Here is a 17,458-nt window from a genome sequence, read left to right as displayed (position 1 = left end):
CTGCTGAGACCTGCCTGAGCGCTCCGCGGGAAGTGCCGCGACGTGCCCTCGGCATGGCTGGACTCCTTACGACTACCGCCGGTTTGATTTGAGTGACGTTCATGTCACCTGAGGCCGATCCCCGGCCGATGCTTCTGGTACCAGGCGCTCTGTGTTTAGAGTGGTGCTCTAAACACTGGATGGCAAGGAGGTGCCGCGTCGTGAGACTGACTCCCACGGAACGTGACCGGCTGCTGCTCTTCGGGGCCGCCGAGCTGGCCCGGGCCCGCCGGGCGCGCGGACTCCGGCTGAATGTGCCGGAGGCGACCGCGCTGATCGCGGACACCGTCTGTGAGGCCGCCCGGGACGGCAGGCGCCTCGCGGAGGCCATCGAGGCGGCCCGGTCGGTGCTCGGCCCCGAGGACGTGCTGCCGGGCGTCGCCGACGTGGTCACCGAGGTGATGGTCGAGGCGGTCTTCGACGACGGCTCCCGCCTCGCGGTGGTCTCCGACCCCATCGGCGGCGGCCTCGGCGAGAACGCCCCGGGCGCGCTGCTTCCCGGACCCGGACACGCCGACCCCGAACCGGCCGTCCGGCTCACGGTCACCAACACCGCGACCGTGCCGGTCTCCGTCACCTCCCACTTCCACTTCTTCGAGGCCAACCCGCGCCTCGACTTCGACCGCGCACAGGCCTACGGCATGCGGCTCGCCGTGCCCGCCGGGTCCTCGGTCCGGTTCGGGCCGGGGCAGAGCGAGGAGGTCGGGCTGGTGCCGATCGGCGGCGCGCGGGTGGCGATCGGCTTCGCCGGCCTCGTCGACGGGCCCCTGGACGCGCCCGGCGCGAAGCAGGAGGCCCTGCGGCGCGCCGCCGCCTGCGGATACCTCGGGGTCAGCGAGGCCGCCACACCGGAAGGAGGCGAGGGGCGATGAGCCGCTCGAAGGGACGAGAGGTGAGCCGGGCGGTCCACGTCGACCCGCACGCCTACGCGGCAACCCACGGCCCCCGGGCCGGCGACCGGGTGCGGCTCGGCGACTCGGGCCTGACCGTCCGCGTGGAGTCCGACTCCCAGCGCCACGGCGACGAGTTCCTGGCCGGCTTCGGCAAGACCGCCCGGGACGGGCTGCACCTGAAGGCCGCCGCCGTGCGCGCCACCTGCGACGTCGTGATCAGCAACGTCGTCGTGATCGACGCGGTGCAGGGGATCAGGAAGGTCTCCATCGGCATCCGGGAGGGACGCATCTGCGCGATCGGGCGGGCCGGCAACCCCGACACCCTGGACGGGGTCGACGTCGTGGTAGGCACGGGCACGTCGATCGTCTCCGGCGAGGGCCTGATCGCCACCGCCGGCGCCGTCGACACCCATGTCCACCTGCTGTCGCCGCGCATCATGGAGGCCTCGCTCGCCTCCGGCGTGACCACGATCATCGGGCAGGAGTTCGGTCCGGTGTGGGGCGTCGGCGTCAACTCCCCGTGGGCGCTGCGCCACGCCTTCGGCGCCTTCGACGCCTGGCCGGTCAACATCGGTTTCCTGGCCCGGGGTTCGTCGTCCCACGGCGCCCCCCTGGTCGAGGCCCTCGCCGAGGGCGGGGCGAGCGGCCTCAAGGTGCACGAGGACATGGGCGCCCACACGCGCGCCCTGGACACCGCGCTGCGCGTCGCCGAGGAGCACGACGTCCAGGTCGCCCTGCACAGCGACGGGCTGAACGAGTGCCTGTCGGTCGAGGACACCCTGCGGGTGCTCGAGGGCCGCACCATCCACGCCTTCCACATCGAGGGCTGCGGCGGCGGGCACGTGCCCAACGTGCTGAAGATGGCCGGCGTGCCGAACGTCATCGGCTCCTCCACCAACCCCACTCTGCCCTTCGGCCGGGACGCGGTCGCCGAGCACTACGGCATGATCGTCTCCGTCCACGACCTCAAGCCCGACCTGCCCGGCGACGCCGCCATGGCCCGCGACCGCATCCGCGCGGGCACGATGGGCGCCGAGGACGTGCTGCACGACCTGGGCGCGATCGGCATCACCTCCTCCGACGCCCAGGGCATGGGCCGGGCCGGTGAGACGGTCCGCCGCACGTTCGCCATGGCCGGCAAGATGAAGGCCGAACTGGGCCCGCTGGAGGGCGACGGCGAGGGCGACGACAACGCCCGCGTCCTGCGCTACATGGCGAAACTGACCATCAACCCGGCCATCGCGCACGGGCTCGCGCACGAGGTCGGCTCGATCGAGGTGGGCAAGCTCGCCGACATCGTGCTGTGGCGCCCCGAGTACTTCGGCGCCAAGCCGCAGCTCGTCCTCAAGGCCGGCTTCCCGGCGTACGGCGTCGTCGGCGACCCCAACGCGGCCACCGACACCTGCGAACCCCTGGTCCTCGGGCCCCAGTTCGGCTCGTACGGCGCCACGGCCGCCGACCTCTCCGTGGCGTTCGTCGCCCAGGCCGCCGCCGACCAGGGCAACGACACCATGCCGACCCGCAGGAGAAGGGTCGCCGTGCGCGGCACCCGCGGGATCGGCCCCACCGACCTGCGGCTCAACGCCCGCATCGGCGCGGTCGACGTCGACCGGCGCACCGGTCTGGTCACCCTCGACGGCGACCCGCTGCGCTCCGAGCCCGCCGAGTCCGTCTCCCTCAACCGCCTCTACTTCCTGTAAGGATCCGGAAACCCCCATGAGCACTCCCGCCGCCGACGGCTTCCGCATGCCCGCCGAGTGGACGCCCCACGAGCGCACCTGGATGGCGTGGCCGGGCCCCAACCCGACCTTCGACGACCCCGACGGCCTCGCCGCCGCCCGCCGCGCCTGGGCGTCGGTCGCCCGCGCGGTCCGCCGCTTCGAGCCGGTGACGGTGGTGTGCGGCCCCGGCCAGTCGGCGCAGGCGCGGGCGCTGCTCGGCCCGGACGTCGACACCGTCGAGCGGGACCTCGACGACGCGTGGATGCGGGACATCGGCCCCACCTTCCTCACCAACGGCAAGGGCGAACTGGCGGCCGTGGACTGGACGTTCAACGGCTGGGGCGCCCAGGCCTGGGCCCGCTGGGAACACGACGCGAAGATCGGCGCGTACGTGAGCGACCTGGCCGGGGCGAGGACCTACGCCTCGAAGCTGGTCAACGAGGGCGGCGCGATCCACGTCGACGGCGAGGGCACGGTCCTGCTGACGGAGACGGTCCAGCTGGGCCCCGAGCGCAACCCGCACTGGTCGAGACAGGAGGTCGAGGCGGAGATCCACGCCCACCTCGGCACACGCAAGGCGATCTGGCTGCCGCGCGGCCTGACCGGCGACTACCCGCCCCACGGTTACGGCACCCTGGGCCACGTCGACATCGTCGCCGCGTTCGCCCGCCCCGGTGTCGTCGTCGCCCACCACCAGCCGGACCCGGCCCACCCGGACCACGAGGTCACCCAGGAGGTCGTCGGCATCCTGAAGGCGGCGACCGACGCCCGCGGCCGCCGCCTGGAGGTCGTGGAGGTGCCGGCGCCGACCGTGCTGGAGGCCGACGGCCACTGGGCCGACTACTCCTACATCAACCACTACCTGTGCAACGGCGGCCTGGTGCTGTGCGGCTTCGACGACCCGCGCGACGAGACCGCCGCCTCCCTCTTCCGCCGCCTGTTCCCCGAGCGGACGGTGACCCTGGTGGACGCGCGTACGATCTTTGCCGGGGGTGGCGGCATCCACTGCATCACGCAGCAGCAGCCGAAGGCATGAGAGCGCAGGAGACAGGGATGGCCGGTGCGGCACGGGCGCGGCGGAACGCCCCGCCCCGCGAGGACGTCCTGGCCGCCGCCATGAACATGATCGCCGAGCGCGGTCTGGAGAAGCTCACCATGGCGGCGCTCGGCCGCGAGGTCGGCATGAGCAGCGGCCACCTGCTGTACTACTTCCACTCCAAGGACGAACTGCTGCTGCAGACCCTGGAGTGGAGCGAGGGGCGGCTCGGCGCCGAGCGCGGCCGGCTGCTCACCCGGGCCGAACCGGCCCGCGAGCGGCTGGCCGCCTACGTCGACCTGTACGTCCCCGACGGCCACCGGGACCCGCACTGGACGCTGTGGCTGGAGGTCTGGAACCGCTCGCAGAACGCGGACGAGGGAGCGCGTGCCCGGCAGGCGGCGATCGAGGGGGCCTGGCACCGCGACCTGGTCGCGCTGATCGCCGAGGGGATCTCGCGGGGGGAGTTCCGTACGGTGGACGCGGACCGCTTCGCGGCCAGGCTGCGGGCGCTGCTCGACGGGTTCTCCATCCACGTGGCGATCGGGCTGCGCGGCACCGGCCGGGACCAAGTGCTGGCCCACGTGCGTGACTTCATCGCCGACTCCCTCCTGCGGCCGACCGGGTAGCGGAATCGTTCGCTCCGGTGCCGGGCAGGTAACGGCGGCCCTGTCCAAGCAGACCGCGACCCTGGCCCCTTCACCGCGCTGATCGTGTTCGCCTGCCTCCAGCCGCTCGCCGGGCGCCTGTCCGACCCGGATCGGCCGCCGCCCGCTGCAGATCACCTTCGCGGTCGGCTCCACCGTCCTGACCGTGCCGATCTCCGGCTTCTTCCGGTACGTGGCGGGTCGTGGTGCCGTGTCCCTCGTGGTGTACGTCACGACGCGGGACACGAAGGGCCTGGATCTGGCCGGGTCGAGGGCGGCCGAGGGCTCCGGGGAGTTCACGCCGGCGACCGCATCCTGAGACGGTCCGCGGACCGGGGGCGGTGCTGTGCCAGACTGCCCCCGTGCTCTCGTTCGCCATGATGATTGGCAGCAGGCGCGCCGGTCCGCAGTGACCACCTCGTACGACCAGGTGCGGGTGGCCATCGTCGTCCTCGACCCGCGCGCAGACCTCTCGCACCCGCGAGGGGTTTTTTCGTTTTCCGGCCCACCGTCAGCCGGGGCAACGGAGCGCGAGGGACCATTGGGGGGACGGTGGAGCCGGTCATTCCGGTAAGCCCGAAGATCCACAACAGGAGCCTTGAGACCATGACCGAGACGGCAACCAGCGAGCTCGACGACTCGTTCCACGTCTTCGACACCACGCTGCGCGACGGCGCGCAGCGAGAGGGCATCAACCTCACCGTCGCGGACAAGCTCGCCATCGCCCGGTACCTGGACGAGTTCGGCGTGGGCTTCATCGAGGGCGGCTGGCCGGGCGCGAACCCCCGGGACACCGAGTTCTTCGCCCGGGCCCAGGCGGAGATCGAGTTCCGGCACGCCCAGCTGGTCGCGTTCGGCGCCACGCGTCGCGCCGGCGCCAAGGCCGCGGAAGACCCGCAGGTCAGGGCCCTGGTCGAGTCCGGTGCGCCGGTGATCACCCTGGTCGCCAAGTCGCACGACCGGCACGTGGAACTGGCGCTGCGCACCACGCTCGAGGAGAACCTGGAGATGGTCCGCGACACCGTGTCGTACCTGCGCGAGCAGGGCCGCCGGGTCTTCGTCGACTGCGAGCACTTCTTCGACGGCTACCGGGCCGACCCCGAGTACGCGAAGGCCGTCGTGCGCACCGCCTCCGAGGCGGGCGCGGACGTCGTCATCCTCTGCGACACCAACGGCGGCATGCTCCCCGCCCAGGTCCACGCCGTGGTCTCCACCGTCCTCGCCGACACCGGCGCCCGGCTCGGCATCCACGCCCAGGACGACACCGGCTGCGCGGTCGCCAACACCCTGGCCGCCGTCGACGCGGGCGCCACGCACGTCCAGTGCACCGCCAACGGCTACGGCGAGCGCGTCGGCAACGCCAACCTCTTCCCGGTCGTCGCGGCCCTGGAGCTGAAGTACGGCAAGAAGGTGCTGCCCGAGGGCCGGCTGCGCGAGACCACCCGGATCTCGCACGCCATCGCCGAGGTCGTCAACCTGACCCCCTCCACCCACCAGCCGTACGTGGGCCTCTCCGCCTTCGCGCACAAGGCCGGCCTGCACGCCTCCGCGATCAAGGTCGACCCGGACCTCTACCAGCACATCGATCCGGAGCTGGTCGGCAACACCATGCGCATGCTGGTCTCCGACATGGCGGGCCGCGCCTCGGTCGAGCTCAAGGGCAAGGAGCTCGGCGTCGACCTCGGCGGGGACCGCGAGCTGGTGGGCCGCGTGGTCGAGCGCGTCAAGGAACGCGAGCTGAGGGGCTACACCTACGAGGCCGCCGACGCCTCCTTCGAGCTGTTGCTGCGCGCCGAGGTCGAGGGCAGGCCGCTGAAGTACTTCGAGGTGGAGTCCTGGCGGGCCATCGTCGAGGACCGCCCCGACGGCACCCACGCCAACGAGGCCACGGTCAAGCTGTGGGCCAAGAGCGAGCGGATCGTCGCCACCGCCGAGGGCAACGGCCCGGTCAACGCCCTCGACCGCGCCCTGCGCGTCGCCCTGGAGAAGATCTACCCGCAGCTCGCCAAGCTGGAGCTGGTCGACTACAAGGTCCGCATCCTGGAGGGGAAGCACGGCACCTCGTCCACCACCCGCGTCCTGATCTCCACCTCGGACGGCTCCGGCGAGTGGTCCACGGTCGGCGTGGCGGACAACGTCATCGCAGCCTCCTGGCAGGCCCTGGAGGACGCGTACACGTACGGCCTGCTCCGGGCGGGCGCGGAACCGGCGCAGTAGCTCCGCCGGTTCGACAGGGGGCCGTGCGCCCGCGGGGGCCCGTGCGAGGGCGCGGGGCCCGCCGCCCCGTGCCCCCTGTCAGGGCGCGCGCCAGATGTTGTCGAAGGCCGCGTTCTCGATGCGCCGCCGCTCGCGCACCGCGTCCAGTTCCGTCACCGCGTCGCCGACCGCCACCAGGACGGTGACGACCGTCTCGTCGCCGACCTCCTCCTCGGGCGGCCGCTCGCCCCGGATGCCGAGGGTGGCGGCGAGCCCGGCGAGCACCGGCTCGCGCGACCACCAGCGGTCGGCGGCGTGCCGCCGGGCGGGGGTGTCGGCCGCCGCGGCCCTGTCCCCGCGGTGCGGCCGGCGGTGCCGCTTCCCGGACAGCTGCCCCTCGGCGTCCAGCGCGTCGCGGTAGGCCGCGGCCAGCCCCTCCCCGCGGCGCCACAGCCAGTCGTCGACCGACTCGTACGGCTCCTTCCGCAGGAGCGCCGCCCCGGCCTCGTCCAGCATCCGGTCACCCGTGGTCAGCGTCGGCGCGGGCACGATGCGGTCGCCGTCCAGGGTGAGGGCGCGGACGCCGAGCAGGTCGACGAGTTCGGCCCCGGCGAGGGCCAGCGACAGGTCGCCCTGCTCGACGGGGTACTCGGCGGGGACGTCGAGGCTGACGAGGAACAGATCCTGCGGTGTGGTCATACCCCTACCATGTGCCGTGCCGCGCCGAAGCGCAGCACGGCACACGCACCTGCGGGGGACGCTGCCCCGGGCGGGCGTCCTACCGCAGCTTCCACTTCTGGTTCGCGGCTCCCGTGCACGACCAGATCTGGGCCCGGGCGCCGTTGGCCGAGGAGTTGTCCGTGACGTCGAGGCACTTGTTCGCGGTGAGGTTCACGACGTCCCCGGTGGAGGCGTTGTACGACCACTGCTGGGCGCCGGTGCCGTTGCAGTCGTAGAGCTGCACCTTGGCCCCGTTCGCCGTCGAGCCCGAGGTCACGTCCAGGCACTTGCCGAGCGCCCGGACGGACCCGTCGGCCATCACGGTCCACTGCTGGGCGCCGGTGCCGTTGCAGTCGTAGAGCTGCACGGCGGTGCCGTTGGCGCTCGAACCGCCCGCCACGTCCAGGCACTTGCCGGCCAGGCCGACGAAGGAGCCGGTCGTGGCGCCGCCGCCGGACTGGGTGCCGGACCAGGTGAAGGTGGCCGAGGTCCGGCCGGGCAGCGCGTAGGTGGCGTGCTCGGAGCCCCAGTCGATGGTGACCGTCTGCGCCGAGGAGGAGCCGTTGTAGGCGATGAGCGCCTTGCTGCCGTCCGGGTTGCGCCACGCCACGTTCGGCACCGTGGTGGACGCCGTGGAGGCGATCCGCTGGGCACCGGGCCGGACGAACTTCGTCAGCTGGCCCATGTCGTAGTACTCGACCGTGTAGTCGACCGTGCCGCTCGCGCCGTCGCCGTTGTGCACGGTGACCAGCCCGGTGCAGGTGCCGCAACCGCCGTTGTGCGGGCCCATGTTCTGGTCCACGGCGAGCGACCACTTCGTCACCGACTTCGCCCAGTTGCGGGTGTAGTCGATGATGTTGGACATGTCCTCGCGCTGCTGGTCGGCGATCCAGGTGCCGCCGGAGTGTTCGGTGCCGAAGGCGTCCAGCGAGGGGTACTTGGTGTGGACGGCGGTCTGCTCGCCGACGTCGCCGCCGTAGCCGTGCCAGGCGATCCCGCCGAAGTTGGGGTGGTTGCGGATCGCCGGGTCGTCCACGGACAAGGCGGCGTAGGCGTCGTAGGTGTCCCAGTTCCAGTCGTGCGCGAGGACCTTGGTGCTCAGGCCCGCCTGCTGCAACTGCGGCAGCAGGTCGTTCTTGAGGAAGTAGGCGATCCCGCTTGCGTTCCAGCTCATCGACGGGTAGCCGGAACAGCAGGTCGGCTCGTTCTGCGGGGTCACGTACGACACGTCGACGCCCTGGTCCCGGTACGCCTGGAGGTACTTCACGAAGTACGCGGCGTACGCGCCGTAGTCCTCGGCCTTGAGCCAGCCGCCGTTGAGCGAGCCGCTGTCCTTCATCCAGGCCGGCGCGGTCCACGGCGAGGCCATCACCGTCAGGGACGGGTTGAGCTGGAGCGCCTGCCGGGTGAGCGGCACGACGTCCGCGAGGTCGTGCGCGATCGAGAACGTCGACAGCGAGGGGTCCGTCTGCCCGGACGGCACGTCGTCGTACGTGTAGCCGTACCGGGCGAGGTCCGAGGCGCCCATCGGGTTGCGCAGGAACGACAGCCCGATGCCGTCCGTCGGCGAGAACAGCTTGCGCATGGTCGCGTCCCGGGTCGCCTGGGACAGCGCGCCGCTGCTGTTCATCAGCCAGGCCGCGGTGTCCGTGAAGGACGCGCCGCCGCCGGTGAAGGTCTGGTAGCGGGTGTTCTCGTCCACGGTGATGCGGGTGCCGGAACCGCCCGTCCCGGACTGGAACGCGAACGGCGCCTGCGCCTGCAGTCCGCGCACGACGTGGCGTCCGGCGGAGTCGTCGGTGGTGGTGAGCCAGGCCGTGACCTGCTCACCGGCCGCGTGTGCGGGGGGTACGGCGGCGGTGAAGCCGGCGCTGGAGAGCAGTCCGGCCAGCAGCAGCCGGACTGTGCGGGGGGTTCTCCTCATGGTGCGTCGCCCTTCCTCTCGGGTCGACAGAGCCGGGTGGGGAAAGCTGACGTGCCGTCTTGACGGGTTTGTGGCCCCTTAGTTAACTCACGGCATGATCTAAGCCATGAGTGAACCATGAGAGCCGAGGGAAGGTCCATGCCAAGAACCGCCCTGCTCGTCTCCGGGGCTCTGCTCGCCGCCCTGTTGCCCGTGTCCGCCGCGGCTCACGCCGCCGACGACCCCGCGCCCACCCCTGTCGACCGCTTCGAGGGCGAGGTCCCCTTCGCCTCCCAGCCCGCCGACGGCATCTTCACCTGGGGGAGCGACGCCGACGACCCGCCCGCCCTCCGCCTCACCGACCGGTCCGACGCCCCCGAGGGCGCCAAGGTCCTCACCGGCGGCTACGACATCAGCGGCTACGGCGGGTTCACCCACGACTTCGCCGCCGACCAGCCCGCCCACGACTGGTCCGCCCACAAGGGCATCCGCTTCTGGTGGGACGGCCGGAACAACGGCACGAGGATCGCGTTCGAGATCAAGGACGGCGGCGCGAACGGCGAGGCCTCCGAACTGTGGACGACCTCCTTCACCGACGACTTCACCGGCTGGAAGCAGATCGAGATCCCCTTCACCGACTTCGCCTACCGTACCGACTACCAGCCCGTCGGCGGCATCGACCACGTCCTCGGCCTCACACAGATGTGGGGCTACGCCGTCACGCTCCCCGTGGGCGTGAAGGGCGACTTCGCCATGGACGACGTGGAGTTGTACGGCCGCGCCGACCAGTCGCTGTCCGCCTCCGTCAGCACCGACGCCCCCGTGTACCCGGTCCGGGAGGGCGGCACCGCCAAGGTGAGGGTCACGCTGGCCACGACCGGCGGCCGGCCCGTCGACGACCCGGTGACGGTCACCTACCGGACCGGGGGCGGGACCGCCACCGCCGGCCAGGACTACACCCCGGTCTCCGGCACCCTGACCTTCCCGGCCGGCACCGCCTCGGGTGCCGTCCGGACCATCGAGGTGCGCACCCGCAGGGACAGGGCGGCCGAGCCCGCCGAGACCGTCCCGCTCGATCTCGCGGTCACCGGCGCCAAGGCGCCCGCGGAGACCCCGCAGGTGGTCGTCGACGCGCACGGACTGCCGTACCTGGACCCGAAGGTGCCGGTCGCGAAGCGGGTGGCGGACCTGCTCTCCCGCATGTCCCTGGAGGAGAAGGCCGGCCAGATGACGCAGGCCGAGCGCGGGGCCGTCGGGAACGGGGCCGACGTCGCGGCCCACGACCTCGGCTCGCTGCTGTCCGGCGGCGGCTCGACGCCCACGCCCAACACCCCGCAGGCCTGGTCGGCGATGATCGACGCCTTCCAGCTGCGGACCCGGGCGACGCGCCTGCAGATCCCGCTGATCTACGGCGTCGACGCGGTGCACGGCCACAACAACCTCTACGGCGCCACGATCATGCCGCACAACATCGGCCTGGGAGCGACCAGGGACCCCGAACTCGCCTACGCGACGGGCTCGGTGACCGCCGCCGAGGTGCGCGCCACCGGCGTCCCGTGGGACTTCGCGCCCTGCCTGTGCGTCAGCCGCGACGAGCGCTGGGGCCGCTCCTACGAGTCGTTCGGCGAGGACCCGGCCCTCGTGCAGTCCATGGAGACCGTCATCCAGGGCCTGCAGGGACGGGCGGACGGCCGCGACCTGAGCCGCGACGACAAGGTCCTGGCCACGGCCAAGCACTTCGTCGGCGACGGCGGCACCGCCTACGGCTCCTCCACCACCGGCACCTACACCACCGACCAGGGCGTCACCACGGTCACCCGGCGGCAGCTGGAGGACATCCACCTCGCCCCGTACCGGACGGCCGTCCGGCGCGGCATCGGCGCGGTCATGCCGTCGTACTCCTCGCTCGACATCGTCGGCGACGGCAAGGGCGCGGTGAAGATGCACGCCCGCGGCGACATGATCAACGGCGTGCTCAAGGACCGGATGGGCTTCGACGGCTTCGTCATCAGCGACTGGAACGCCATCGACCAGCTCCCCGGCGACTACGCGACCCGCGTCCGCACGGCGGTGAACGCGGGCGTCGACATGATGATGGTGCCCTACGGCTACAAGGACTTCGCCGGCACGCTCGTCGACGAGGTGAGGGCGGGCCGGATCAGCGAGTCCCGGATCGACGACGCCGTCTCCCGCATCCTCACCCAGAAGTTCCGGCTCGGCCTGTTCGAGCACCCCTACGCCGACACCAGGGGTGCCGCCGCCATCGGCTCCCCGGCCCACCGCGCGGTCGCCCGCCGGGCGGCGGCCGAGTCGCAGGTGCTGCTGAAGAACGCCGGCGGGCTGCTGCCGCTGAAGAAGAGCGAGAAGGTGTACGTCGCCGGGTCCAACGCCGACGACATCGGCAACCAGACCGGCGGCTGGACCCTGACCTGGCAGGGCGCCTCCGGGAACACCGTCCCCGGCACCACCGTCCTGCAGGGCATGCGCCGGGCCGGCGGGCGCGTCACCTACTCCGAGGACGCCTCCGCCCCGACGGGCGGCTACGACGTCGGCGTGGTCGTCGTCGGGGAGACCCCGTTCGCCGAGGGCGTCGGCGACGTGGGCAACGGCCACGACCTGCGGCTGTCCGCGGCCGACCAGGCGGCCGTCGACAAGGTGTGCGCGGCCATGAAGTGCGCGGTGCTGATCGTCTCCGGCCGCCCCCAGCTCATCGGCGACCGGCTCGGGAAGATCGACGCCCTGGTGGCCTCCTGGCTGCCCGGCACCGAGGGCGAGGGCGTCGCCGACGTCCTGTACGGCAAGCGCCCCTTCACCGGGCAGCTCCCCGTCACCTGGCCGAAGTCCGAGTCGCAACTGCCGGTCAACGTCGGCGACGCGTCGTACGACCCGCAGTTCCCCTACGGCTGGGGTCTGACCACCCTGACGAAGGCGCCGCACGGCGATGCCGCCACGCTCAGGGCGCTGCGGGCGCGGGCGACGGCGGCCGAGCGGACCCGGGACGCCCGCGCCGGACGCGCGCTGGTGACCAGGGCCCGCCTGCTGGTCCAGCAGAAGACGGGCGGGCAGATCACGCAGGCGGTGGCAAAGCCCTTCGCCGACGCCGACCATCTGCTGCTGACCGGACGGTACGGAAAGGCGGTGGAGAAGCTGGCGGAGGCCTACCGGGCGGCGTGATCACCGCGAGCGACTGAATGGCCGGAATAACCGGAATAACCGGAATGACCGAATACGGGAGGCTTCGGGTAGCTTCGAAACATGAAGGCCGTCGCACGGACCCGAAGCCTCCCCGCACTGGTGCTGGCCGTCCTCGCCCTGGTCCTGGGGACCGCGCTCGCACCCGTGGCGAGCGCGGACACCGGCATCTCCACCGTGGCCCAGGCCCTGCGCACGACCCCCGTCTACGTCGACCCCGCGGCCTCCGGGCAGCTGTCGCGGGCGGACGCCGACGCGCTGGCCAAACGGATCAAGAACGCGGACAAACCGCTGTTCATCGCCGTGCTCCCGGCTAGCTACCCGACCCAGCGGCTGTTCGCCGACCTGCGCGCCGCGACCGGCATCACCGGCCTGTACGGCGTCCGCCTCGGTGACCGCTTCGACGCCCGGGCCGACGCCTCCGTCATGTCGCCGACGGCCCGGCAGAACCTGGTGAGCAGCGTCCAGGGCGAGGACGCCCGCACCCAGCTGACCGACTTCACCAACCGCGCCCTGCCCACCATGCGCGGTCATGCCCCGAAGAGCTGGGGCGTGGGCGACTCGGGCGGCGGGGGGTCGAGCACGGGCCTGATCGTGGTCGCCGCGCTGCTGGTCGCGGGCGGCGCCGGCGCCTACGCGCTGGTCCGCCGGGGCCGCCGTCGCCGCGACGAGGAGCAGCGGGCCGCCATGGACCGCCTGCGGGTGGTCGTGGACGAGGACATCACCGCCTTCGGGGAGGAGCTGGACCGGCTGGACTTCCACCCGGCGGAGCCCGGCGCCGACGACGCCATGCGCGCCGACTACGAGCGCGCCCTGGACGCCTACGAGACCGCCAAGCAGCGCATGGCCGAGGCGACGAGGCCGCAGGACGTCCGCGCCGTCACCCAGGCCCTGGAGGACGGCCGCTTCTCCCTCGCCCAGCTCGCCGCCCGGCGCGAGGGCCGCCCGCTGCCCGAACGGCGCCCGCCCTGCTTCTTCGACCCGCGCCACGGCCCCTCGGTCGCCGACGCCCCCTGGACCCCGCCCGGCGGCGCCCCGCGCGAGGTCCCGGTCTGCGCCGCCGACGCCACCCGGCTGGCCGACGGCCGCGATCCGGTGGTCCGCGAGGTCGACACGGACTACGGCCGCCGGCCCTACTGGGACGCGGGCCCCGCCTACGGCCCCTGGGCGGGCGGCTACTTCGGCGGCGGCATCCTGCCCGGCCTCCTCGTCGGCACCCTGCTGGGCAACATGATGGCCACCCCCTCCTACGCGGCCGACTACGGCAACGGCTACGGCGACTTCACCGGCTACGACGGCGACTTCGGCGGCGGACACGAGGGCGGTGACGTCTCCGGCACGGACTTCGACCCGAGCGACTTCGGCGGCGGCTTCGGCGACGGGGGAGACTTCGGCGGCGGGGACTTCGGCGGTGGGGACGGGGGAGACTTCGGCGGGGGCTTCGGCAACTGAGGCACGCGGCCGGGGCGGCCGGTCAGTCCCGCGCCGCGGGTACGTCCATGGTGCCGAGCCGCTCCGTGACGGCCGCCGCCAGGCTGAGCACCCCGCGCTCCGTCTCGCCGAGCGCGTCCGGCGCGGCCCCGGCGCCCGTCCGGGCTGCGCCCGCGCCCCAGCACCCGCATGGCCGTGGGCACGGCGCTGTCGGTGGCCGCCGCCTGGTGGGTGCTTCCGGTCCGGCGCCCTGAACAGGCGCGTGCCCGCCCTCCCGTATCCGGGACGGCGGGCACGTTCGCGTCGCGGGCGCCGCGCCTGCGGCGCGACCGCCGGGGGCTCACGCGTTCTTGATCGCGGAGATGTCGAAGACCAGCTTGATCTTGTCGGAGACGAGGACACCACCGGTCTCCAGCGCCGCGTTCCAGGTCAGGCCCCACTCCGAGCGCAGGAGTTCGGCCCGGCCCTCGAAGCCCACGCGCTCGTTGCCGAACGGGTCCTTGGCGACGCCGTTGAACTCGAGGTCGATGGTGATCGGCTTGGTGACACCGAGGAGGGAGAGGTCACCGGTGATCCGGTAGTCGTTGCCGCCGAGGGCCTCCGCCTTGGTGGAGCGGAAGGTCATCGTCGGGAACTCGTCGGTCTTGAAGAAGTCGGACGACTTCAGGTGCCCGTCGCGGTCCGCGTTGCCGGTGTCGATGCTGTCCATCGTGATGTCCAGCGAGGCGGTGGAGCGGGTCGGGTCCCCGCCGTCCAGGTGCAGGGTGCCGGTGAAGTCCTGGAAACCGCCGCGCACGTTGGTGACCATCGCGTGGCGCGCCACGAACTCGATCGTGGTGTGCGCCGGGTCGATCGTGTAGTCGCCGGTCAGCGCGGTCAGGTCGGGGCCGGCGGCGGGGGCCGGAGCGGTCTCGGGCGTGCTGCCCTTGCGGCCGAAGATGCCCATGGTGGTCCTCCTGGGAGCCATCTGTTTAACGTTCAACGAACTCAACTGGGTCGACCGTAGACGTATTCCGTCCGGTTTTCAACATCATCCGCAGAGTGTTGCCGAACCCACTCACCGTGACCATGTCGGGGGGGCGTTGATGGGGGTGTCTCCCGGTCGCCTCGACAGGCCGAGGCGCGCGGGATTGGCCATGCTGGGCGAGGGGGCACTCTTTCCTCTGACCCGTGTGCCCGTTACGACCTCATGTGACCCGCATAACCCACGCGATCCATGCGATCTATATGACCCATATGGCCCATGCGACAAGGAGCACGGTATGCCGACGGATTCGGTCGGACGATTCCTGGCGGCCCTGGACCCGGAGCACCGGGAGGCGGTCGGCGCCAGGCCCCGCGAGGAGCAGGAGCAGCTGGCCGCGGCCTGGGAGCGGGAGCTGGAGGCGGACGACGAGCTCGACACCCTCGACGAGTTGTCACCGCCGGCGGCGGAGGCCGAGGCGGCCCGCCGCGTCATGGACCGCCCGGCGGGCTAGTGCTGCGACCGGGGCCGAGCCGCTCGCCGGCGGGGCACCGGCCGGTACCCTCGCGGGACCGGCCGGTACGGTGGAGGGCGTCTTCGCGCACGGCCGTCCGAGGGGCTGTGTCACTCCAGGGATGGCATCCGCCACCCGCGAATGTGCGGCGCCTTCCGGGTGCCGTCTTTGTGGCACCTCGACAACCCCGGCGGCCTCTGAGCAGTCGGAACGGCTGCACGCCGCCATGGTTCTGTTCACTGGCACCAGGAAAACGGGCCGGAGACTGTACGGAGTCGACGGCTCGCTTTCCTTGGTGTCCTTCGTAAGGTCACTACATGACCGTTTTGGAAGAGGCGACGGGTGACCCGGCCGGTGAGCCGACGGACGCGCGGGGGCGGGTCGCAGAGCTGCACGAGATCCGTGCGCAGGCCGTGGCGGGCCCCAGTGAGAAGGCGACCGCGGCGCAGCACGCCAAGGGCAAGCTGACGGCCCGGGAGCGGATCGAGCTGCTCCTGGACCCGGGATCCTTCCAGGAGGTCGAGCAGCTGCGCCGGCACCGCGCGACCGGCTTCGGCCTGGAGGCCAGGAAGCCGTACACCGACGGTGTGGTCACCGGCTGGGGCACGGTCGAGGGCCGCACGGTCTTCGTCTACGCCCACGACTTCCGGATCTTCGGCGGCGCGCTGGGCGAGGCCCACGCCACCAAGATCCACAAGATCATGGACATGGCCATCGCGGCCGGTGCCCCCCTGGTCTCCCTCAACGACGGCGCGGGCGCCCGCATCCAGGAGGGCGTCAGCGCCCTGGCCGGGTACGGCGGCATCTTCCAGCGGAACACGAGGGCCTCGGGTGTCATCCCGCAGATCTCCGTGATGCTGGGCCCGTGCGCGGGCGGCGCGGCCTACAGCCCCGCCCTCACCGACTTCGTCTTCATGGTCCGCGAGACCTCGCAGATGTTCATCACCGGCCCGGATGTGGTCAAGGCCGTGACGGGCGAGGAGATCACCCAGAACGGGCTCGGCGGCGCCGACGTCCACGCCGAGACCTCCGGCGTCTGCCACTTCGCCTACGACGACGAGGAGACCTGCATCGCGGAGGTGCGCTACCTCCTGTCGATGCTCCCGCAGAACAACCGCGAGAACCCGCCCCGGGTGGACTCCTCCGACCCGGTGGACCGCCGCAGCGACGTCCTCCTCGACCTGGTCCCGGCCGACGGCAACCGGCCGTACGACATGGCCAAGGTCATCGAGGAGATCGTCGACGACGGCGAGTACCTCGAGGTCCACGAGCGCTGGGCGCGGAACATCATCTGCGCCCTGGCCCGGCTGGACGGCCAGGTGGTCGGCATCATCGCCAACCAGCCGCAGGTGCTGGCGGGCGTCCTGGACATCGAGGCGAGCGAAAAAGCTGCGCGCTTTGTCCAGATGTGTGACGCTTTCAATATCCCGATCGTCACCTTCCTGGACGTGCCGGGGTTCCTCCCCGGCGTCGACCAGGAGCACGGCGGAATCATCCGCCACGGCGCGAAGCTGCTGTACGCCTACTGCAACGCGACCGTGCCGAGGATTTCGCTGATCCTGCGCAAGGCGTACGGAGGTGCCTACATCGTCATGGACTCCCAGTCGATCGGCGCCGACCTCACCTACGCCTGGCCGACGAACGAGATCGCCGTGATGGGCGCGGAAGGCGCCGCCAACGTCATCTTCCGCCGCCAGATCGCCGAGGCCGGCGACCCCGAGGCCATGCGTCAGAAGATGGTCAAGGAGTACAAGGCCGAGCTGATGCACCCGTACTACGCGGCCGAGCGGGGCCTGGTCGACGACGTCATCGACCCGGCCGAGACCCGCGAGGTCCTGGTGAAGTCCCTCGCGATGCTGCACACCAAGCACGCCGACCTCCCGTCCCGGAAGCACGGCAACCCCCCGCAGTGACCCAGCGGACCCGCCGAGGCAACCCCGCGGACCTCTCTCTCACGGAGACTGACACCCATGAGCACCCCTGACATCCGCGTCGAGAAGGGCCACGCCGAGCCCGAGGAAGTCGCCGCCATCACGGCCGTCCTCCTCGCCCGTGCCGCCGCCCGGCCGACGTCTTCGGTCCACACCCACCGAGGCCGCGCCAAGGCCGCGTGGCGGCGACTGGAGCGCGAGGGCGGCTTCCGCGCCCCGCACAGCTGGCACTGAGCCCCCGACGACGCAGACGGGCCCCCTCCCTCGGGAT

13 protein-coding genes and 1 pseudogene are annotated in these 17,458 nt (G+C 72.0%); 11 read left to right on the top strand and 3 right to left on the bottom strand.

What is annotated here, in order from left to right; genetic code table 11:
* Positions 1 to 200 precede the first annotated feature (200 nt).
* The 6 genes and pseudogenes from ureA to cimA all read left to right on the top strand — a co-directional run bounded on the left by ureA (position 201) and on the right by cimA (position 6,553).
* The gene (gene ureA / locus ACLU3S_RS21645; protein WP_413953573.1) at positions 201 to 911 is read left to right on the top strand and encodes an urease subunit gamma; all 711 of its coding nucleotides are present in this window, start codon (positions 201 to 203) and stop codon (positions 909 to 911) included.
* Positions 908 to 2,632: an urease subunit alpha gene (locus ACLU3S_RS21640; RefSeq protein ID WP_413953572.1), complete on the top strand. Its 1,725-nt coding sequence runs from the start codon at positions 908 to 910 to the stop codon at positions 2,630 to 2,632. The genes ureA and ACLU3S_RS21640 overlap by 4 nt, the downstream gene beginning before the upstream one ends.
* Positions 2,633 to 2,648: 16 nt before the next feature.
* Entirely contained in the window at positions 2,649 to 3,689 is a 1,041-nt protein-coding gene (locus tag ACLU3S_RS21635) for an agmatine deiminase family protein (RefSeq protein ID WP_413953571.1), read from the top strand.
* Positions 3,690 to 3,706: 17 nt separating this feature from the next.
* A complete protein-coding gene (locus ACLU3S_RS21630; RefSeq protein WP_413953570.1) occupies positions 3,707 to 4,318 on the top strand; it encodes a TetR/AcrR family transcriptional regulator in 612 nt (203 codons plus the stop codon).
* 31 nt (positions 4,319 to 4,349) lie between these two features.
* A pseudogene (locus tag ACLU3S_RS21625) lies at positions 4,350 to 4,655 on the top strand (hypothetical protein); the annotation flags it as partial.
* A gap of 287 nt (positions 4,656 to 4,942) precedes the next feature.
* Positions 4,943 to 6,553 carry a citramalate synthase gene (gene cimA, locus ACLU3S_RS21620; RefSeq protein ID WP_413953569.1) on the top strand — a complete coding sequence of 537 codons (1,611 nt, stop codon included), beginning with the start codon at positions 4,943 to 4,945 and terminating at the stop codon, positions 6,551 to 6,553.
* Positions 6,554 to 6,631: 78 nt separating this feature from the next.
* Here the strand turns inward: cimA and ACLU3S_RS21615 are convergent, their stop codons facing one another.
* Positions 6,632 to 7,231 carry a GOLPH3/VPS74 family protein gene (locus ACLU3S_RS21615; protein ID WP_413953568.1) on the bottom strand — a complete coding sequence of 200 codons (600 nt, stop codon included), beginning with the start codon at positions 7,229 to 7,231 and terminating at the stop codon, positions 6,632 to 6,634.
* 79 nt (positions 7,232 to 7,310) lie between these two features.
* Positions 7,311 to 9,176, bottom strand: a complete 1,866-nt coding sequence (locus ACLU3S_RS21610; protein ID WP_413953567.1) for a lectin — start codon at positions 9,174 to 9,176, stop codon at positions 7,311 to 7,313.
* A gap of 138 nt (positions 9,177 to 9,314) precedes the next feature.
* On the opposite strand from ACLU3S_RS21610, the gene ACLU3S_RS21605 reads away from it, so the two are divergent.
* Positions 9,315 to 12,329, top strand: a complete 3,015-nt coding sequence (locus ACLU3S_RS21605; RefSeq protein ID WP_413953566.1) for a glycoside hydrolase family 3 protein — start codon at positions 9,315 to 9,317, stop codon at positions 12,327 to 12,329.
* An 81-nt stretch (positions 12,330 to 12,410) separates the two neighbouring features.
* A complete protein-coding gene (locus ACLU3S_RS21600; RefSeq protein ID WP_413953565.1) occupies positions 12,411 to 13,799 on the top strand; it encodes a hypothetical protein in 1,389 nt (462 codons plus the stop codon).
* Between the two features lie 319 nt (positions 13,800 to 14,118).
* Here the strand turns inward: ACLU3S_RS21600 and ACLU3S_RS21595 are convergent, their stop codons facing one another.
* Positions 14,119 to 14,724 (bottom strand): YceI family protein, encoded by a 606-nt coding sequence (locus tag ACLU3S_RS21595; RefSeq protein ID WP_413953582.1) that lies wholly within the window; start codon positions 14,722 to 14,724, stop codon positions 14,119 to 14,121.
* 316 nt (positions 14,725 to 15,040) lie between these two features.
* On the opposite strand from ACLU3S_RS21595, the gene ACLU3S_RS21590 reads away from it, so the two are divergent.
* From ACLU3S_RS21590 to ACLU3S_RS21580, 3 genes are all read left to right on the top strand, one after another.
* Entirely contained in the window at positions 15,041 to 15,256 is a 216-nt protein-coding gene (locus ACLU3S_RS21590; RefSeq protein ID WP_413953564.1) for a hypothetical protein, read from the top strand.
* A gap of 317 nt (positions 15,257 to 15,573) precedes the next feature.
* Positions 15,574 to 17,169, top strand: coding sequence for an acyl-CoA carboxylase subunit beta (locus ACLU3S_RS21585; protein WP_413953563.1), 1,596 nt, complete (start codon positions 15,574 to 15,576; stop codon positions 17,167 to 17,169).
* Positions 17,170 to 17,226: 57 nt separating this feature from the next.
* Positions 17,227 to 17,421, top strand: a complete 195-nt coding sequence (locus ACLU3S_RS21580) for an acyl-CoA carboxylase subunit epsilon (RefSeq protein ID WP_413953562.1) — start codon at positions 17,227 to 17,229, stop codon at positions 17,419 to 17,421.
* Positions 17,422 to 17,458 lie beyond the last annotated feature (37 nt).

It is taken from the genome of Streptomyces sp. AF1A (genome assembly GCF_047340315.1).
In the GTDB taxonomy this organism is placed as follows: Bacteria; Actinomycetota; Actinomycetes; order Streptomycetales; family Streptomycetaceae; genus Streptomyces.
This window is presented reverse-complemented; position numbering and strand designations above follow the sequence as displayed.